The sequence below is a fragment of the Shewanella putrefaciens genome (genome assembly GCF_016406305.1).
In the GTDB taxonomy this organism is placed as follows: Bacteria; Pseudomonadota; Gammaproteobacteria; order Enterobacterales; family Shewanellaceae; genus Shewanella; species Shewanella putrefaciens_C.
The window spans coordinates 1-17,612 of record NZ_CP066369.1 but is presented as its reverse complement, the minus strand read 5'-3'; the positions used below and the strand labels follow the sequence as shown (position 1 = coordinate 17,612).

Genomic DNA, 17,612 nt, shown 5'->3' with positions numbered 1-17,612 from the left:
AGGAGAGATGAATGCTTCAAACGGAACAGACCCTTTTCGAACAAATGCGGATCACTGAGCTTGAGATCGAGTTTCGTAAGGCACTCTTCTCTTTTACCCAGGCAGATGTAAAAGCCCTGCTATCTTTTAAACCCATCATCGAAGAAAACATAGATAAAATCGTCGATGATTTTTACGGCCTACAAACGAGCGTATCTGAAATTGCGCTGTTGATTGGTGACTCTGATACCCTTGCCCGCTTACGTACGGCTCAGAGAAGATATGTGCTCGATTTATTCAATGGTGTTTATGACCTCGAGTATGTAAACAATCGTCTGCGGATTGGTTTAGTCCATAAACGCATTGGTGTCGAACCTAAGCTCTATCTTTCAGCGGTACACACATTGAAAGAGCTGATCTACACAGTGATCAACAAGGTGATACAAGATGATATACAAGGTCAACAAATACGCGTAGCCATAGATAAACTGGTGCTTTTCGATGTCACATTGGTATTTGATACCTATATTCGCAGCCTTGTCTCTGAAATAGAAAACGCCAAAGATAAAGCCGAGAAATACGCCCAAAGCATGGAAAGTAAAGTAAAAGAGCGAACCCAGCAACTAGAAGAACTGTCGCAAACCGATCCCTTAACAGGTTTGCTCAATGTCAGGCATCTACAAGAAACTGCAACGCGCATTCTAAGAGCCGCCCAAAGACGTGCCGAGCCCGTAAGCGTGATCTACTTAGATGTAGATGATTTTAAATTATTTAACGATACTCAGGGACATAGATCTGGTGATGACGTTCTCTGTGCCGTTGCGCAGGCAATAAAAGAGAGCACGCGGGCGGAGGACTATAGCTTCCGCTACGGTGGAGATGAGTTTTGTATCATTATGCCTAACTGCCGAGAGGCGCAAGCTGAGGATAATTTTGTGACTCGCTTTAATCAAAAGATTAAGCAGAGCCTTAGTGACATCTCATTGAGCTATGGAATTGTAGATACCGGCCCCTATGACTATGATGATGCGAATAGTCTGATCCATAAGGCAGACCAAAAAATGTATAGCTTTAAACGGGCCTCAAAACTCCAACAACAAAATACTGTTTCAGCCAATCAGATAAGACCTGACAGCTCTCATCAAGCCGAGATCCATTCACTTCAGCCCCAAGTGATAAAGAAAGCCGTTGAATAGAACCTAAACTTAACTGCTGTGATGTTCCACGTGGAACATCACGTAACCTTATCAAAAATCGCTAACCGGTTAATACCCACAACTCCCCTAAACAGCTCACAAATTCCCCTTCCCAACTTGGTTTCTCACAATCACTGGAGTAACATTAGCCAATTCTGTTTAATCGTTCACTAGAGGTAATATGAACGACGCCTTCTCAACCGCTCAACATAAACTCGATGCCCTTGGACTGCGCTGTCCTGAGCCGGTAATGATGGTGCGTAAAACCGTAAGACAAATGGCCGCGGGTGAGACATTACTCATTATTGCCGATGATCCGGCAACAACCCGAGATATACCAAGCTTTTGCGAGTTTATGGACCACACACTTATCGCCAGCGAAACCACACAAACCCCTTACCAATATTTGATCAAAAAAGGACTCTAAGTCGTATCCCTTTAACGACTTAATCATAAAACAAAGGATGTGAGAAACTATGCCAAAGCTACTGGCGATTGCCTATAAAACAGTAAAGTGCGGCCCGATGAATGAGGTTCTCTGTGCCAATGTCACTCAGCTCAGTGGTGTAGAAAAAGATGTTTTTGGTCGCCCAGGTAAACGCCAAGTCACGGTACTTTCCAACCTTCAGTGGCAACAAGCCTGCGATAGCATTGAGGTAAATCTCCCTTGGACGACACGCAGAGCAAACCTGTTGGTTGATGATCTCGTATTTAGCCCTGCTGATGTTGGTAAACATTTACAGATTGGTGAGTTACTGCTTGAAATCACAGGTGAAACAGATCCCTGTAAAAAGATGGAAATAGCCCAGGCAGGTTTAGAAGCCGCTCTCACGCCAGATTGGCGAGGTGGTGTAACCTGCCGAGTATTGAATGATGCCATGATCCATTTAGGTGATGAAATAAGTATCTTCACCCCTCACTAATCGAGTGAATTCCCAGTATTCCAATAGAACCAAGCAACTTGGTTCTATACCCAACTTTTGTCTTCCCCAATCAACTTCCCTTCGCTCGATCATCAATTGAAACAGTATTTACGTTTTCCTTCAGGCCTATTTGTGCGATAACTACGCAAGTATTAACATATTTTTATATTGTAATTAACCCACTCAAACAGTCCAAAAGAACGAAAACAGGAAGTGACATGTTTAAATCCAAACTGACCCCGCTTTATATCGCCCTCACGCTAGGGATGAACACCTTAGCAGCAAACGCCGCAGACACTAAAGAATCGAAATGGGATGTTAACGCACCTGCGAATGCCCCTCTAGAGCAAGTCAAAATAGACGTAAATGAAGGCACTTGGATGAACCTCAGTGTCAGCCCTGATGGCAAATATATCGTCTTCGACTTACTCGGCGATATCTACCAAATTCCAGTAACCGGCGGTGAAGCTAAACCATTAGCCCAAGGTATTGCCTGGCAGATGCAGCCCGTCTATAGCCCAGATGGCAAGCATATCGCTTTTACGTCCGATGCTGATGGTGGTGATAACATTTGGATTATGGATGCCGATGGCAGCAACCCTCGCACTGTCACCCAAGAAACCTTCAGGTTACTCAATAGTCCAGCATGGAGCCCTGACTCCCAGTATCTGGTCGCCCGTAAGCATTTTACTGCCAGCCGCAGTTTGGGCGCGGGGGAAGTCTGGTTATATCACGTAGCGGGTGGCGAAGGTGTCAAACTCACCGAACGCCCGAATGATGAGAAGGATTTAGGTGAACCCGCATACTCACCCGATGGCCGTTATATCTACTTTAGCCAAGATGATACGCCAGGCAAAACCTTCCATTATTCAAAGGATTCAGTCAACGGTATCTATAAAATCAAACGCTATGATACCCAAACTGGTGAGATTGAAGTCTTAATTGAAGGTACTGGTGGTGCAATTCGCCCAACTCCGAGCCCCGATGGCACTAAGCTCGCCTATATCAAACGCGATGATTTTCAGTCATCACTTTATCTGCTCGACCTTAAGTCCGGTGAAACAACAAAACTCTATGGTGAACTAGACCGTGATATGCAAGAGACATGGGCTATCCACGGTGTTTATCCAACTATGGCGTGGACACAAGATAACAAGGATATTTTCTTCTGGGCTAAGGGAAAAATTAACCGCCTGAATGTTGCCAATAAAACACTCACAGATATCCCCTTTAGCGTAAAAACCGAGTTAGCGGTACAGCCCTCGGTGCGCTTTAAACAAGATATAGATAAAGACGTGTTCGATGTAAAAATGCTGCGAATGGCACAGATATCGCCCGATGGCAGCAAAGTTGCCTTCGAAGCACTGGGTAAGATTTGGTTAAAATCATTACCCGATGGCAAAATGTCGCGCTTAACTGAACTCAATGATGAAATTAAAGAACTGTATCCTCAATGGTCCCGTGATGGCAAAAACATTGTTTTCACCACTTGGAATGACCAAGACCAAGGAACAGTACAAGTCATAAGTGCTAAAGGTGGCAAACCGAAACAGCTTACTTCTGAACCCGGAAAATACATCGAACCCACCTTTTCACCCGATGGTGAACTCGTAGTGTATCGCAAAACTCAAGGCGGTAACCTCACCCCAAGAACTTGGTCACAGGAACCCGGGCTATACAGAGTCGATATCAAAGGGAAGCAAAATAAGAAGATCAGTACCGATGGCTACCAAGCTCAATTTGGTGCCAATGCCGAGCGCGTCTTTTTTATGAATAGCAGCGAAGATGACACGCCACAGCTATCATCCATCAACTTAGACGGCTTCGATAAACGAGTTCATTACAGCAGCAAACATGCAACTGAATTTAGGATTTCGCCCGATGGTGAGCAGCTCGCCTTCGCCGAGCGCTTTAAGGTTTGGGTAACGCCTTTTGCTAAACATGGTGAAACTATCGAAATTGGCCCCAGTGCCAGCAATCTGCCCGTAAGCCAATTGAGCACCCGCGCGGGTGAAAGTATCAGTTGGAACAGTCAAAGCAACCAACTGTATTGGACGCTTGGCCCTGAACTTTATCAAGCCAAAGTCGATACACAATATCTCAATAAAGATGAGAAGGCTCAGCCGAGTATCATCAATTTAGGCTTTACCGAAAAAGCCGATGTTCCACGTGGAACAATCGCCTTCGTCGGTGGCAAAGTGATTACGATGGAAAATGACCAAGTGATTGATAATGGCGTGGTCATAGTCAAAGACAATCATATTATCGCCGTAGGCGATGCCAATATTGCGATTCCCAAGGATGCACAGATCATCGATATCAAAGGCAAATCCATTATGCCAGGACTATTCGATGCCCACGCCCATGGACCGCAGGCGGATGACGAAATCGTGCCACAACAGAATTGGGCGCTCTACTCTGGATTATCATTGGGCGTGACTACGATTCACGACCCATCAAACGATACGACAGAAATCTTTGCCGCATCTGAGCAACAAAAAGCGGGCAATATTGTCGGCCCACGCATATTCTCCACAGGCACTATACTCTATGGTGCCAATGCGCCTGGCTACACTTCGCATATCGACTCTCTCGATGATGCCAAGTTCCATCTGGAACGCCTGAAAAAAGTCGGAGCATTTAGCGTAAAAAGTTACAACCAACCTCGCCGAAATCAGAGACAGCAAGTCATAGCCGCCGCGCGAGAACTTGAAATGATGGTAGTTCCTGAAGGTGGTAGCTTACTACAACACAATCTAAGCATGGTCGCCGATGGCCATACCACGATTGAGCACTCACTACCCGCCGGTTCAATCTATAACGATATCAAACAGTTTTGGAGCCAAACTAAGGTCGGTTACACACCAACCTTAGTAGTCGCCTATGGCGGCATTTCAGGTGAAAACTACTGGTATGATAAAACTGACGTATGGGCGCATCCACGCCTGTCGATGTATGTGCCAGCCGATATATTACAGGCGAGATCTATGCGACGCCCACATGCCCCAGATAGCCACTACAATCATTTCAACGTTGCTAAGGTCGCTAACGAACTCAATAAGTTAGGTGTTCACCCTAATATTGGTGCCCATGGTCAGCGTGAAGGTTTAGCGGCACATTGGGAAATGTGGATGTTCGCCCAAGGCGGTATGAGTAATATGGAAGTTTTAAAAACGGCGACTATCAATCCAGCGACGACCTTTGGCATGGAGCAACAGCTAGGTTCGATTAAAGAAGGTAAGCTCGCAGACTTGATCGTTATTGATGGTGATCCATTAACTGACATTCGGGTCACAGATAGAGTCACTCATACTATGGTCAACGGTAAGTTATTTGATGCAGAGACTATGAATGAACTTAATGGGGATAAAGAACAGCGTAAGCCGTTTTTCTTTGAGAAAATCTAAACACTAATTCAGGGTTAGAATCGTTTTTCTTAAAATATCTAAGCTCTAATTAGCATAGCACCTCCAAAATACAAAAAGCATGTTCCACGTGGAACATGCTTTTTTTCTCTGGCTTCAAATATCACGCAAGTCCCAACAAGCTCTACTTCAGTATCAGCAAGTTCAGCGATTGATGTTATTTGTGGTTATGCGCATGACCGGAATCAACACAGGCCTGATAAGCAATGCACTCAACAAGGTGATCGTTCACCATGCCCACAGCTTGCATAAAGGCATAGCAAATTGTTGGGCCAACGAAGTTAAATCCAAGCTTCTTTAACGCCTTTGACATAGCTTCTGATTCTGGCGTTTGTGCAGGTACTTGTGACATTGACATAACCTGATTGACCATAGGTTTGCCACCCACAAAACTCCATAAAAATGCAGAGAAATCCTTCCCATCGGAAGTATAGGCTAAATAACCTTTAGCATTTTTGATGATAGAATTCACCTTTAAACGATTACGCACTATGCCGGGATTCTGCATTAGCTCCTCCACTTTTGCCTCATCGAAGGTGGCAATAATGGCGGGTTCGAAATTCGCAAAAGCCTGCTCATAATTCTTTTGTTTCTTAAGGATGGTTATCCAAGATAAGCCCGCCTGTTGTCCGTCTAAACATAACTTAGCAAACAGTTCCTTTGGATCATAAACCGGACGCCCCCATACATTATCGTGGTAATCACGATATAGAGGATCATCACTCACCCAGCCACAGCGGATCTCTTCCATGTTACACAAACCTTAACTTAACGTTTTAACTAAGAAGGTAAAAAATAACCTACATAAGCAGAGATCTACAAGGTATAATCGAAACCATTTTCTATTCAGGCTGACGGCAGTAGACAAGTAGACATGACGACGAAACACGACGTAAAAACATTTCAGGGTTTCATTCTAACCCTACAGGAATATTGGGCACAGCAAGGTTGTGCAATCGTTCAACCTCTAGATATGGAAGTCGGCGCTGGTACATTCCACCCGCAAACTTTCCTGCGTTCTTTAGGGCCAGAACCAATGAGCAGTGCCTACGTGCAGCCATCGCGCCGCCCGACAGACGGACGTTACGGTGAAAACCCTAACCGCCTTCAGCACTACTACCAATTCCAAGTCGTGTTAAAACCGTCTCCGGACAATATCCAAGAACTCTATTTAGGTTCTCTGCAGGCCCTTGGCATTGATACTCAAATCCACGATATCCGCTTTGTTGAGGATAACTGGGAATCACCAACACTTGGAGCTTGGGGCTTAGGTTGGGAAGTCTGGCTAAACGGCATGGAAGTGACTCAGTTTACTTACTTCCAACAGGTTGGCGGCTTAGAATGCAGCCCTGTCACGGGTGAAATCACCTACGGCCTAGAGCGTCTAGCCATGTATATTCAAGGCGTTGATAGTGTTTACGATCTCGTTTGGACCGATGGTCCACTGGGCCGCATCACCTATGGCGATGTGTTCCACCAAAACGAAGTCGAGCAATCGACCTATAACTTCGAACACGCCGATGTGGACTTTATGTTCACCCTGTTCGATCAGTGCGAAAAAATGTGTCAGCATTTATTGTCGCTAGAAAAACCTTTACCTCTACCCGCCTACGAGCAAGTGATGAAAGCGTCACACGCCTTCAACTTACTCGATGCACGCCACGCCATTTCGGTCACTGAACGTCAGCGTTACATCCTACGCGTCCGTACTATGGCTAAGGCTGTTGCTGAATCCTATTATCAGGCACGCGAAGCGCTTGGCTTCCCAATGTGTAAGTAGAGGTAAACACATGAATTTTGAAAACTTACTCATAGAGTTAGGCACGGAAGAATTACCCCCTAAGTCACTGCGTAAACTAGCTGAATCCTTTTTAGCTAACTTTACCGAAGAACTGACTAAAGCCGATTTAGCCTTTAAATCAGCCGTTTGGTACGCAGCGCCACGTCGTCTGGCGATAAACGTCACTGAACTTGCCCTTGCACAAGCCGACAAAATCGTTGAAAAACGCGGCCCAGCCGTGAGTTCAGCCTTCGATGCCGAAGGGAAACCGACTAAAGCCGCCGAAGGTTGGGCACGGGGTAATTGCATTACTGTCGAGCAAGCAGAGCGTTTAGTCACAGATAAAGGCGAATGGCTCGTTTATAACGCCAAAGTTGAAGGCGTTGAAACCAAAAGCTTAATTGCTGATATGGCGCAACGGGCGCTGGATAAATTACCCATTCCTAAGCCAATGCGCTGGGGTAATAATAAAACCCAATTTATTCGCCCCGTACATACCGCCACTATGCTGTTAGGCAGTGAACTAGTAGAAGGCGAATTACTCGGCATTAAATCGGCTCGTAACATTCGCGGTCACCGCTTTATGGGTACAGGCTTCGAGCTTGACCATGCGGACAACTACCTGACGCTACTGAAAGAAAAAGGTAAAGTCATTGCCGATTACGAAAGCCGTAAAGCCTTAATCAAAGCCGATGCCGAAAAAGCAGCGGCTAAGATTGGTGGCACAGCTGATATCGAAGAAAGCCTGCTTGAAGAAGTCGCATCACTGGTTGAATGGCCAGTGGTATTGACCGCCAGCTTCGAAGAAAAATTCTTAAGTGTACCGTCTGAAGCTTTGGTCTATACCATGAAGGGCGACCAAAAATACTTCCCAGTATTCGATGATGCGGGCAAGTTACTGCCAAACTTTATCTTTGTCGCCAACATAGAATCTAAAGATCCCGCGCAAATTATCTCTGGTAACGAGAAAGTCGTTCGCCCACGTTTGGCCGACGCCGAGTTCTTTTTTAATACCGATAAAAAACACACGCTGGAATCACGTTTACCTAGTCTTGAGACAGTGTTGTTCCAACAACAGCTTGGTACCTTAAAAGACAAAGTCACTCGTATTTCTGCCCTCGCCGCCTTTATTGCCGGACAAACTGGCGCGAATGCGGTCGATGCAGCCCGTGCAGGTTTGTTATCTAAAACCGATTTGATGACCAATATGGTGATGGAGTTTACCGACACTCAAGGCACTATGGGCATGCACTACGCCCGCCTCGATGGTGAAACCGAAGCCGTTGCAGTTGCGATGGAAGAGCAATACAAGCCTAAGTTCTCTGGTGATACTGTGCCAAGTGCCGGCGTATCTTGCGCAGTCGCATTAGCAGACAAGCTCGACACCTTAGTCGGCATCTTTGGTATTGGCCAAGCACCAAAAGGCGCTGCCGATCCCTTTGCCCTACGCCGTGCCGCCATCGGCGTGCTGCGTATTATCGTTGAGAACAAACTGCCACTGGACTTAGTAACGCTGATTGCTAAAGCTCAGGAACTCCATGGTACTAACTTAAGCAACGCAAACGCTGCAGAGGAAGTGCTTGAATTCTTAATGGCTCGCTTCCGCGCTTGGTATCAAGATAAAGGCATTGGTGTTGATGTGATCTTAGCCGTGCTAGCACGTCGCCCAACACGCCCTGCTGATTTTGATAGTCGTATCAATGCGGTATCACACTTTAGAAGCCTAGAAGCTTCTAGCGCACTTGCGGCAGCGAACAAACGGGTATCCAACATTCTGGCTAAAGTTGAAGGCGCTTTACCGACAACCATTAATGCGAGTTTGTTAACCGAAACCGCAGAGCAAGCATTAGCGGCCAAGTTGAACGAGCTGCAACCGCAGTTGGCGCCTTTATTTGCCAATGCCGATTACCAACAAGCCTTAACTTTGTTAGCTGGCCTGCGTGAAAGCGTGGATCAATTCTTCGAAGATGTAATGGTGATGGCGGATGATGAAGCTTTGAAAAACAATCGCTTAGCATTATTGAATAATCTACGCGAGCAGTTCCTGCACGTAGCGGATATCTCACTACTGCAATAATGTGCCGCTAAGCACCATTAAAAAACGCGCTTAAAAGCGCGTTTTTTTATTCGCTTAATTCAAACAAATTAAAACTGCTGTAGCTTTTGATGTAGTTCATCAAACTGCGTTTTATCTAGCATCACTTGGGCTAATAAATCCGAGAGCATTTCCGCGGATAACTTTCCCGCTTGATGTAACATAGATATTTCACTGATCACATTCGCCCGCCACACAATCGCAGCGAGACCCGATCTTGGCCGCGAATTGATATTGGCAAGCTTATCTAACTCAGTTTCGAAGGTACTGGGCAATTGCCAATATTTAGCAAGCAGCGCGCTTAAGGTGAGCGATTTGGCCGTCATCACTTGTCTAAATAACCATGAATTAGGTTGCTCGCTAGGTTCGGCCTGGACAAATGCATCGAGTAATATCTTAAAAATCGCAAGTTTGCCCACATCATGCAATAAACCAAGCAAGAAGGCTGTGTCTCTATCCTCTTCACTGAGTTCACTCGTCAAAAAAGCCACTTGCATTGAGTGACGCCAAATCTCGGCCCCAAAACGTCGAAAATAAATGGGCTTAATATCTAACATTTCACGCACTAAGCAACTAGTAACAAAATACCTTAACTGTTCACGACCTAATTGCACTAAGGCTTGCTGAAGGCTAGTAATATCTTTGCCTGCACGCTTAAAAGCGGGGGAATTACAGAGTTTAAGGACTTCCACACTGAGCAGGGGATCTTGCTCTATCAGTGAAAGTAAATCCTTAGTTTCAAACAGTGGATCGGCAAGCTTACGGTCTAACTCCAGTACCTTTGACGGCAGTTTTAACACCTTTTCAGCGATAACTTGGGGCGATGCTAATGCCTGCTCGATTTCAAGCATAACCCGACGCTCTAGATTATTTGCAACACCACCAGTGTCTTTGGTGCGAGCAGAAAATAATAAGCTATAAAACAGCGCATCTAAGTCAACACAGACCGCCATATTGTACTCAGTCTCCGCCTGTTTAGGAGATGCAGCGCTGATTGGCTTACCAAGATCTACCTTAGTAAAACTCTTAGGTCGCTCAAGGCTTGATTCTTCGCGAATATTAAATATTTTGTTAAAAAATGACTTGATCAAAAAATACCAACCTAGGATAAATAGACAGTTAATAACAATAAAAAGGCATCCACTGCAATTTATAGGCTCAACCATAACGTCCCGTAGCTGGCAAAAGAAGCATAACATATCGGCATAGCTGGAACGGCTTATTCTTTACTGAATAGCACGACAGAGAATAGAAAGGTAAAAAAATGGATCTTTATATAGGCAATAAAAATTACTCTAGCTGGTCACTGCGGGCTTGGTTAATGGCTGCAAAATCAGGCGTGCAGTTCAACGAAGTATTACTGCAACTCGATACCGACAGCTTCTATCAAAGGCTTAAAACAGTCTCCCCAACCTTAAAAGTCCCTACTCTGGTTGACGGTACTATCACAGTCTGGGATTCGCTGTCGATTTGCGAATACATCAATGATACTTATCTGTCAGGAACGGCTTGGCCACAGGATCCCAAGCAAAAAGCCAAAGCCAGATCCCTCGCCTGTGAAATGCATTCTGGCTTTAGCGCGGTACGTAATGCCTTACCTATGAATATACGCGCCAGCCGTTATGTTGAACTTACCGATGCTGTCCGTAAAGACATTGAGCGTATTGATGCGATTTGGTCAGCACAAATGGCCGAGTTTGCCCCATCAAATACAGAAGGTACTTGGTTATTCGGCGCTTGGTCGATTGCCGATATGATGTTTGCCCCAGTGGTGATGCGCTTTATCACCTACGGCATTGAAGTATCACAGGCAAGCCGCGCTTATATGCAGCATGTGCTCAGTTGCCCAGAAATGCAGGCTTGGATTATTGCGGCTAAAGCAGAGACTGAAATTGTCGAGGCCGATGAAGCGGGCATTGATAGATAAACAGATAAATCATGGAGATAAAAAAGGAAAGCCTTGGCTTTCCCTTAATCATTAACTTACTCACGAGTCACTAAACGTCTAATATTAAACGTCTAAGTTAGCCACGTTCAAGGCGTTCGCCTCGATAAACTCACGGCGAGGTTCAACTTGATCACCCATCAAACAAGTGAACAATTGATCGGCCCCAACGGCATCATCAATCGTGACTTGTAACATGCGGCGTGATTCAGGATCCATTGTGGTTTCCCACAATTGCTCAGGGTTCATCTCACCCAATCCTTTATAGCGCTGGATGTACAAGCCGCGTTTAGCCTCAGAAATAGTCCAATCTAATGCTTCGAGGAAGCTGCCCACCTCTTTCACGCGTTCACCACGTTGCACATAACCACCCTCTTCAATCATGCCTTCTAATGCGGCACCTAACTTACCAATACGTTGGTAGTCAGTAGATTGGAAGAAGTCATAGGTAAACAGGTAGTTGGTATCGATACCGTGTTTACGAATGGTGATCTTAGGCAGATACACTTTACGTTCAGGATCGAGAATTGGCTCGCCAGAATACAGCACGCCGCTGCTTTCTAATTCCACCAGCTCGTGGATAAAGGCATCGATCCAGTCCTTCATCTTGCCTTCATCGGCTAACATCTCGTTAGTGATCATTGGGTGGTAAAGCATACGGTTAGTAATGTGTGTTGGATAACGTTGCTCTAAACGGGCAACAATCGCTTCCACTTCACGGTACTGAGTCACTAAACGCTCTAACGGCTCACCCGACATACCCGGTGCACCTTGAGTTGGATACACAATAGTGCCATCCAAAGCTTGGGTGGTGAGGTATTGAGTCAATGCTGGCTCGTCTTTCAAATACTGTTCTTGCTTGCCCTTTTTCACTTTGAATAGTGGGGGTTGGGCAATATACACATAACCACGTTCAATCAATTCAGGCATTTGACGGAAGAAGAAGGTCAACAGCAATGTACGAATATGCGAGCCGTCGACGTCAGCATCCGTCATGATGATGATGTTGTGATAACGGGTCTTATCAGGATTGTATTCGTCACGACCAATACCACAACCGAGTGCGGTGATCAGTGTGGCAACCTCTTGAGAAGACAGCATCTTATCGAAGCGCGCTTTCTCAACGTTTAAGATTTTACCCTTCAGTGGCAGAATCGCTTGGTTCTTACGGTTACGTCCCTGCTTGGCGCTACCACCAGCAGAGTCACCTTCCACTATGTAAATTTCTGAAAGACCAGGGTCTTTCTCTTGGCAATCGGCCAGCTTACCAGGCAAACCACCTAAATCGAGTGCGCCTTTACGGCGGGTCATTTCACGGGCTTTACGCGCCGCTTCACGGGCGCGGGCCGCATCGACAATCTTACCGACAATCAGCTTTGCATCGGCTGGATTTTCCAGCAGATAATCGTTCAGCTTCTCGCCCATGGTTTGTTCAACCGCGGTTTTCACTTCACTAGACACTAGCTTGTCTTTGGTTTGCGAGCTGAACTTAGGATCCGGCACTTTAACAGAAATAACCGCAGTTAAACCTTCACGGGCATCATCGCCGGTCGCGTTAGTCTTACCTTTCTTGTTATAGCCTTCGTTTTCCATGTAGTTGTTGAGGTTACGCGTCAACGCACTACGGAAACCGACTAAGTGAGTACCACCATCACGCTGGGGAATGTTGTTGGTAAAACAGAAGATGTTTTCCTGATAACCGTCGTTCCACTGCATCGCCACTTCAACGGTAATACCGTCGTCACGCTCTTGCATAAAGTGGAATACGTCTTTGTTGACGGGCGTTTTATTGCGGTTTAGATAATCGACGAACGCGCTAATACCGCCTTCGTATTTGAAGAATTCGTTTTTATTGTCGCGCTCATCAACCAAACGAATACCGACGCCTGAGTTAAGGAATGACAGTTCACGCACACGTTTAGCCAGAATTTCAAAATGAAATTCAACATCACTAAAGGTTTCTTCGCTCGGCCAGAAACGGATTTCAGTCCCGGTTTTAGTCGCATCGCCGATCACTTTAATCGGGGCATCGGGCACACCGTGGGTGTAGAACTGCTCATGCACTTTGCCTTCGCGGCGAATCGTTAGTTGCAGCTTTTTAGAGAGGGCGTTAACCACAGACACACCCACACCGTGCAGACCGCCAGACACTTTGTAAGAGTTATCATCGAACTTACCACCGGCATGCAATACCGTCATGATAACTTCAGCCGCCGAGACACCTTCTTCCTTATGGATAGAAACCGGGATACCACGGCCGTCATCTCGAACAGAAACCGAGCCATCCACATGGATAGTAATAGTGATATCGCTACAGTGGCCGGCTAAGGCTTCATCGATAGAGTTATCGACTACTTCGAACACCATATGATGTAGACCCGTACCGTCGTCGGTGTCACCAATATACATCCCAGGTCTCTTACGTACTGCATCAAGGCCTTTTAGGACCTTAATACTCGAAGAATCGTAACTATTCTCTGACATATTATTCTCTCAATGGTTATTCAATTACCGTTACACGTCCCTGTTCCACATGAAACATCCTACTGGGAGGCGTGTGTAACGAATCGACTATTGCAGCAGGATCGATGGCGGTCACAAACACTTGTGCTCCGGTATCCGTTAACTGCTTAAGCAATAGCTGCCTATGCTGTGCATCCAACTCGGATGGAAGATCATCCACCAGATAAATACTGTGTTTATCTGTTTGTTGTTTGAGCAACTTTCCCTGTGCAATACGCAGTGCACAGACTAATAATTTCAATTGACCACGGGACAGGGCATCCTGCGCCGGCAAAGTGCCTACACGAAGTCTAAGGTCAGCTTTATGGGGACCGCTGACGGTATGACCTGTGGCCAAATCTCTGGGATATTGGGTTGCGAGTAATTCCGCAAAATCCGTTTTGCTATCCCAACCGCGGGTAAATGAAACCTTCACATCTACACTTGGTAAAAACTCCCCGATTATACCCTTAAGTAGCTCATTTAACGAGTCTACATAACGGTTTCGTATTTCGGTAACCTGCTCAGTATAACGGACAAACTCTCGGTCCCAATATTGGATACTATCATAGGCCGAACCGTTTCTAAGCAACTGATTTCGCTGCTTAAGAACTCGCCTGACATTCATCCAAGCACCATAGAATTGCGGGTCGGAATGAAACGCTCCCCAATCAATAAACTGCCTACGGGATTTTGGCCCCTCAAACAGTAAAGAAAAGCTTTCGGGCGTAATGACTTGGATGGGCAAAGTTTCGGCTAATGTCGATAAGCGCTTCACCTTATCACCGTCGATTTTGACTTCAGTCTCGCCGCTCCGAAACCGCCGTAAACCGATTTTACTGTCACCTCGGGGTAAATTTAACGTGGCGAATAAGGTCAACTTATCTTCGTTGTTATTGATCACTCGCTGGGATAAATGGCTGCGAAAGGAGCGTCCCATACCAAGGAAATAAATCGCCTCCAAAATACTGGTTTTGCCGCTGCCATTCTGGCCATAAATGACGTTAATACCAGCACTTGGGCTCAATTGCGCCAATTGAATATTGCGAAAAGCTTCGATATTAAGACGGGTCAGGCTCATGCATTACTCATAACACCGAGTAAACGGCTCAGGCAAAAACGTATAGGACTCATCATACCGCAACTCCACCGTTCAACAATGGAAAGCATAACTGAGGCATTTTAAGGGCATCTACACCGCCCCAGGGCGATGTAGATAACAAAGATAAACCGGTAAACACAGGCTGGTTGATATGGGCTATAGGCGCATTGGCATAACCACATACATGGAATCTTCTTCCAAGTGGTTTTCAATCAAGGCGCTAGAATTGCCATCAATTAGGGTAATGCGCACATCATCGGATTTAAGGTTGTTGAGTACGTCCAACAAATAGCTGACGTTAAAACCAATCTCAAGTGGCTGATTGTTGTAATCTACATCGATGATTTCTTCCGCCTCTTCCTGTTCTGGATTGTTGGCGGTGATCTTTAACAGACCATTTTCAAGCTGAATACGCACACCACGGAATTTTTCATTGGATAAAATCGAAGCCCGCGTCAGTGCTTGTTTCAAATGATTGCGGCTCGCGATAACGATTTTATCGCCGCCTTTAGGTAACACGCGGCGGTAATCGGGGAAGCGACCATCGACTAATTTACTGGTAAAGACAGTGCTAGCGGTCGTGGCACGAATGGCGTTATCACCGATGGCAATCGCGATATCGAGATCATCCGATTCCAATAAACGTGCCATTTCCATCACACCCTTACGGGGAACAATAACTTGTTTTTCAGGCAATTGGGCATCGATAACCCGGTGACTTAAGGCTAAACGGTGGCCATCGGTCGCAATAGCACGCAACACATTACCTTCAGTCTCAAACAATAAACCGTTGAGGTAATAACGCACATCTTGGTTCGCCATCGAAAATTGTGTCGAGTCGATAATTGACTTAAGCACGCCCTGCTTCAAGCTAAATTCGATTTCAGCTTGGAAGGCTTCGACATTGGGATATTCTTCAGCGGGCAAAGTCGCTAAGGAAAAACGGCTACGACCTGAACGCAGCAACCACTTATTATCCTGTTGCTCGACTTTCAGTTCGCTTTGTTCTGGCAAAGATTTAACGATATCCAGCAACTTCTTAGCAGGAACCGTAGTACGACCTTCTTCTATATCACCATGAACCACAGCTTGGCCAACCAGTTCGACTTCTAAATCTGTGCCCGTCAACTTAAGTGAGTGACCACTTACTTCAACAAGGAGATTAGCCAAAATGGGCAAGTTATGGCGTCTTTCTACCGCACCACACACTAATTGCAACGGCTTTAATAGGGCATCCCTATCAATTGAAAATTTCATAGTGTCCAATTCCTTGATTTTAAGAAGATAAAGTTCTAATCAAGTTAGCGTAATCTTCTTTAATGTCGTGACTCTCTTCCCGTAGCTGAGCAATCTTACGACAGGCATGCAACACTGTGGTGTGATCTCTACCACCAAAGGCATCACCAATTTCCGGCAAGCTCTGGTTAGTTAATTCTTTGGATAACGCCATGGCAACTTGTCTAGGGCGCGCAACACTGCGCGAACGACGCTTAGACAACATATCAGCCATCTTAATTTTGTAGTATTCAGCTACGGTTTTCTGAATGTTGTCTATAGTGACTAATTTTTCCTGCAGTGCCAATAGGTCACGCAGTGCTTCACGCACAAAATCAATCGTTATTGGACGACCGGTAAAGTTAGCGTTCGCAATCACACGGTTTAACGCCCCTTCTAACTCACGGACGTTAGAACGTAATCGCTTAGCAATAAAGAAGGCCACTTCATCGGGTAAGTTGATACCGCTTTCCTGCGCTTTACGCATCAAAATCGCCACTCGAGTTTCTAACTCTGGCGGCTCAATAGCCACAGTTAACCCCCAACCGAAACGGGATTTCAATCTGTCTTCAACTCCGTCGATCTCTTTTGGATAACGATCTGAAGTCAAAATAATTTGGTGATTACCCTCAAGCAGCGCGTTAAAGGTATGGAAGAATTCTTCTTGGGATCTGTCTTTATTGGCAAAGAATTGAATATCGTCGATAAACAAGGCATCGACACTGCGGTAGTAACGCTTAAATTCTTCGATCGCATTGTTTTGCAATGCCTTAACCATATCCTGCACAAAACGCTCGGAATGCATATAAACCACTTTTGCATTGGGATTGTTTTTGATGATCCCGTTGCCAACGGCGTGCAAAAGGTGAGTTTTACCTAGACCCGTTCCGCCATATAAGAATAATGGGTTGTATGCGCCACCTGGATTTTCAGCCACTTGCAACGCTGCAGCTTTACCTAATTGGTTTGATTTACCTTCAACGAAGTTATCAAACTGATAGGTTGGGTTGATATTGCTGCGATGGTTGGCATTCGCGATAGGCTCAGCTTGGGTATTAAAAGAGGTCCCTACTGTCGCTTTAGTCTGAGGATTAGGCACTCGAGTTGTCGCTATCGGAGCCACAGGCTCCGGCTTTTTCGCCGATGGACGGCTGCCAATATCGAAGCGTAACTTAGGTGCATCACTGCCCATTTGCTCAGTAAAAAACTGATTAATGATATTGATGTATTTATCTCTGACCCAATCGAGCACGAAGCGGTTGGGCGCATAAAGCACCAAAGTATCTCCATCCATTTCGGCTTGTAACGGTCTGATCCACATACTGAACTGCTGAGCAGAAAGCTCATCCTGCAGTCGTCCGATACATTGTTGCCAAAGTGAAACAGCCAC

At 45.7% G+C, this 17,612-nt stretch carries 13 protein-coding genes; 7 read left to right on the top strand and 6 right to left on the bottom strand.

The window, feature by feature from the left end; all coding sequences use genetic code 11:
• Positions 1-11: 11 nt before the first annotated feature.
• The 4 genes from JFT56_RS00065 (at position 12) to JFT56_RS00050 (ending at position 5,505) form a co-directional block, all read left to right on the top strand.
• Positions 12-1,175 carry a diguanylate cyclase domain-containing protein gene (locus JFT56_RS00065; RefSeq protein WP_198781744.1) on the top strand — a complete coding sequence of 388 codons (1,164 nt, stop codon included), beginning with the start codon at positions 12-14 and terminating at the stop codon, positions 1,173-1,175.
• 181 nt (positions 1,176-1,356) lie between these two features.
• A complete protein-coding gene (gene tusA / locus JFT56_RS00060; RefSeq protein ID WP_198781736.1) occupies positions 1,357-1,602 on the top strand; it encodes a sulfurtransferase TusA in 246 nt (81 codons plus the stop codon).
• 49 nt (positions 1,603-1,651) lie between these two features.
• Positions 1,652-2,098: an MOSC domain-containing protein gene (locus JFT56_RS00055; RefSeq protein ID WP_198781734.1), complete on the top strand. Its 447-nt coding sequence runs from the start codon at positions 1,652-1,654 to the stop codon at positions 2,096-2,098.
• 218 nt (positions 2,099-2,316) lie between these two features.
• Positions 2,317-5,505 (top strand): amidohydrolase family protein, encoded by a 3,189-nt coding sequence (locus JFT56_RS00050; RefSeq protein ID WP_198781733.1) that lies wholly within the window; start codon positions 2,317-2,319, stop codon positions 5,503-5,505.
• 175 nt (positions 5,506-5,680) lie between these two features.
• On the opposite strand, the gene JFT56_RS00045 is transcribed toward JFT56_RS00050, so the two are convergent.
• Entirely contained in the window at positions 5,681-6,274 is a 594-nt protein-coding gene (locus JFT56_RS00045) for a DNA-3-methyladenine glycosylase I (protein WP_198781731.1), read from the bottom strand.
• Between the two features lie 123 nt (positions 6,275-6,397).
• Between JFT56_RS00045 and glyQ the strand changes: the two genes are divergently transcribed.
• Positions 6,398-7,303: a glycine--tRNA ligase subunit alpha gene (gene glyQ, locus JFT56_RS00040; RefSeq protein ID WP_198781729.1), complete on the top strand. Its 906-nt coding sequence runs from the start codon at positions 6,398-6,400 to the stop codon at positions 7,301-7,303.
• 10 nt (positions 7,304-7,313) lie between these two features.
• A complete protein-coding gene (gene glyS, locus JFT56_RS00035; RefSeq protein WP_198781727.1) occupies positions 7,314-9,380 on the top strand; it encodes a glycine--tRNA ligase subunit beta in 2,067 nt (688 codons plus the stop codon).
• A 68-nt stretch (positions 9,381-9,448) separates the two neighbouring features.
• Here the strand turns inward: glyS and JFT56_RS00030 are convergent, their stop codons facing one another.
• Entirely contained in the window at positions 9,449-10,489 is a 1,041-nt protein-coding gene (locus tag JFT56_RS00030; RefSeq protein ID WP_198781726.1) for an HDOD domain-containing protein, read from the bottom strand.
• Positions 10,490-10,662: 173 nt separating this feature from the next.
• On the opposite strand from JFT56_RS00030, the gene JFT56_RS00025 reads away from it, so the two are divergent.
• Positions 10,663-11,325, top strand: coding sequence for a glutathione S-transferase family protein (locus JFT56_RS00025; RefSeq protein ID WP_198781724.1), 663 nt, complete (start codon positions 10,663-10,665; stop codon positions 11,323-11,325).
• A gap of 84 nt (positions 11,326-11,409) precedes the next feature.
• Here JFT56_RS00025 and gyrB read toward each other — a convergent pair whose 3' ends face one another.
• From gyrB to dnaA, 4 genes are all read right to left on the bottom strand, one after another.
• A complete protein-coding gene (gene gyrB / locus JFT56_RS00020) occupies positions 11,410-13,827 on the bottom strand; it encodes a DNA topoisomerase (ATP-hydrolyzing) subunit B (protein ID WP_198781722.1) in 2,418 nt (805 codons plus the stop codon).
• 16 nt (positions 13,828-13,843) lie between these two features.
• Positions 13,844-14,926: a DNA replication/repair protein RecF gene (gene recF, locus JFT56_RS00015; protein WP_198781721.1), complete on the bottom strand. Its 1,083-nt coding sequence runs from the start codon at positions 14,924-14,926 to the stop codon at positions 13,844-13,846.
• Positions 14,927-15,103: 177 nt separating this feature from the next.
• Entirely contained in the window at positions 15,104-16,204 is a 1,101-nt protein-coding gene (gene dnaN / locus JFT56_RS00010) for a DNA polymerase III subunit beta (protein ID WP_198781719.1), read from the bottom strand.
• A gap of 19 nt (positions 16,205-16,223) precedes the next feature.
• Positions 16,224-17,612: a chromosomal replication initiator protein DnaA gene (dnaA, locus tag JFT56_RS00005; RefSeq protein WP_198781718.1), complete on the bottom strand. Its 1,389-nt coding sequence runs from the start codon at positions 17,610-17,612 to the stop codon at positions 16,224-16,226.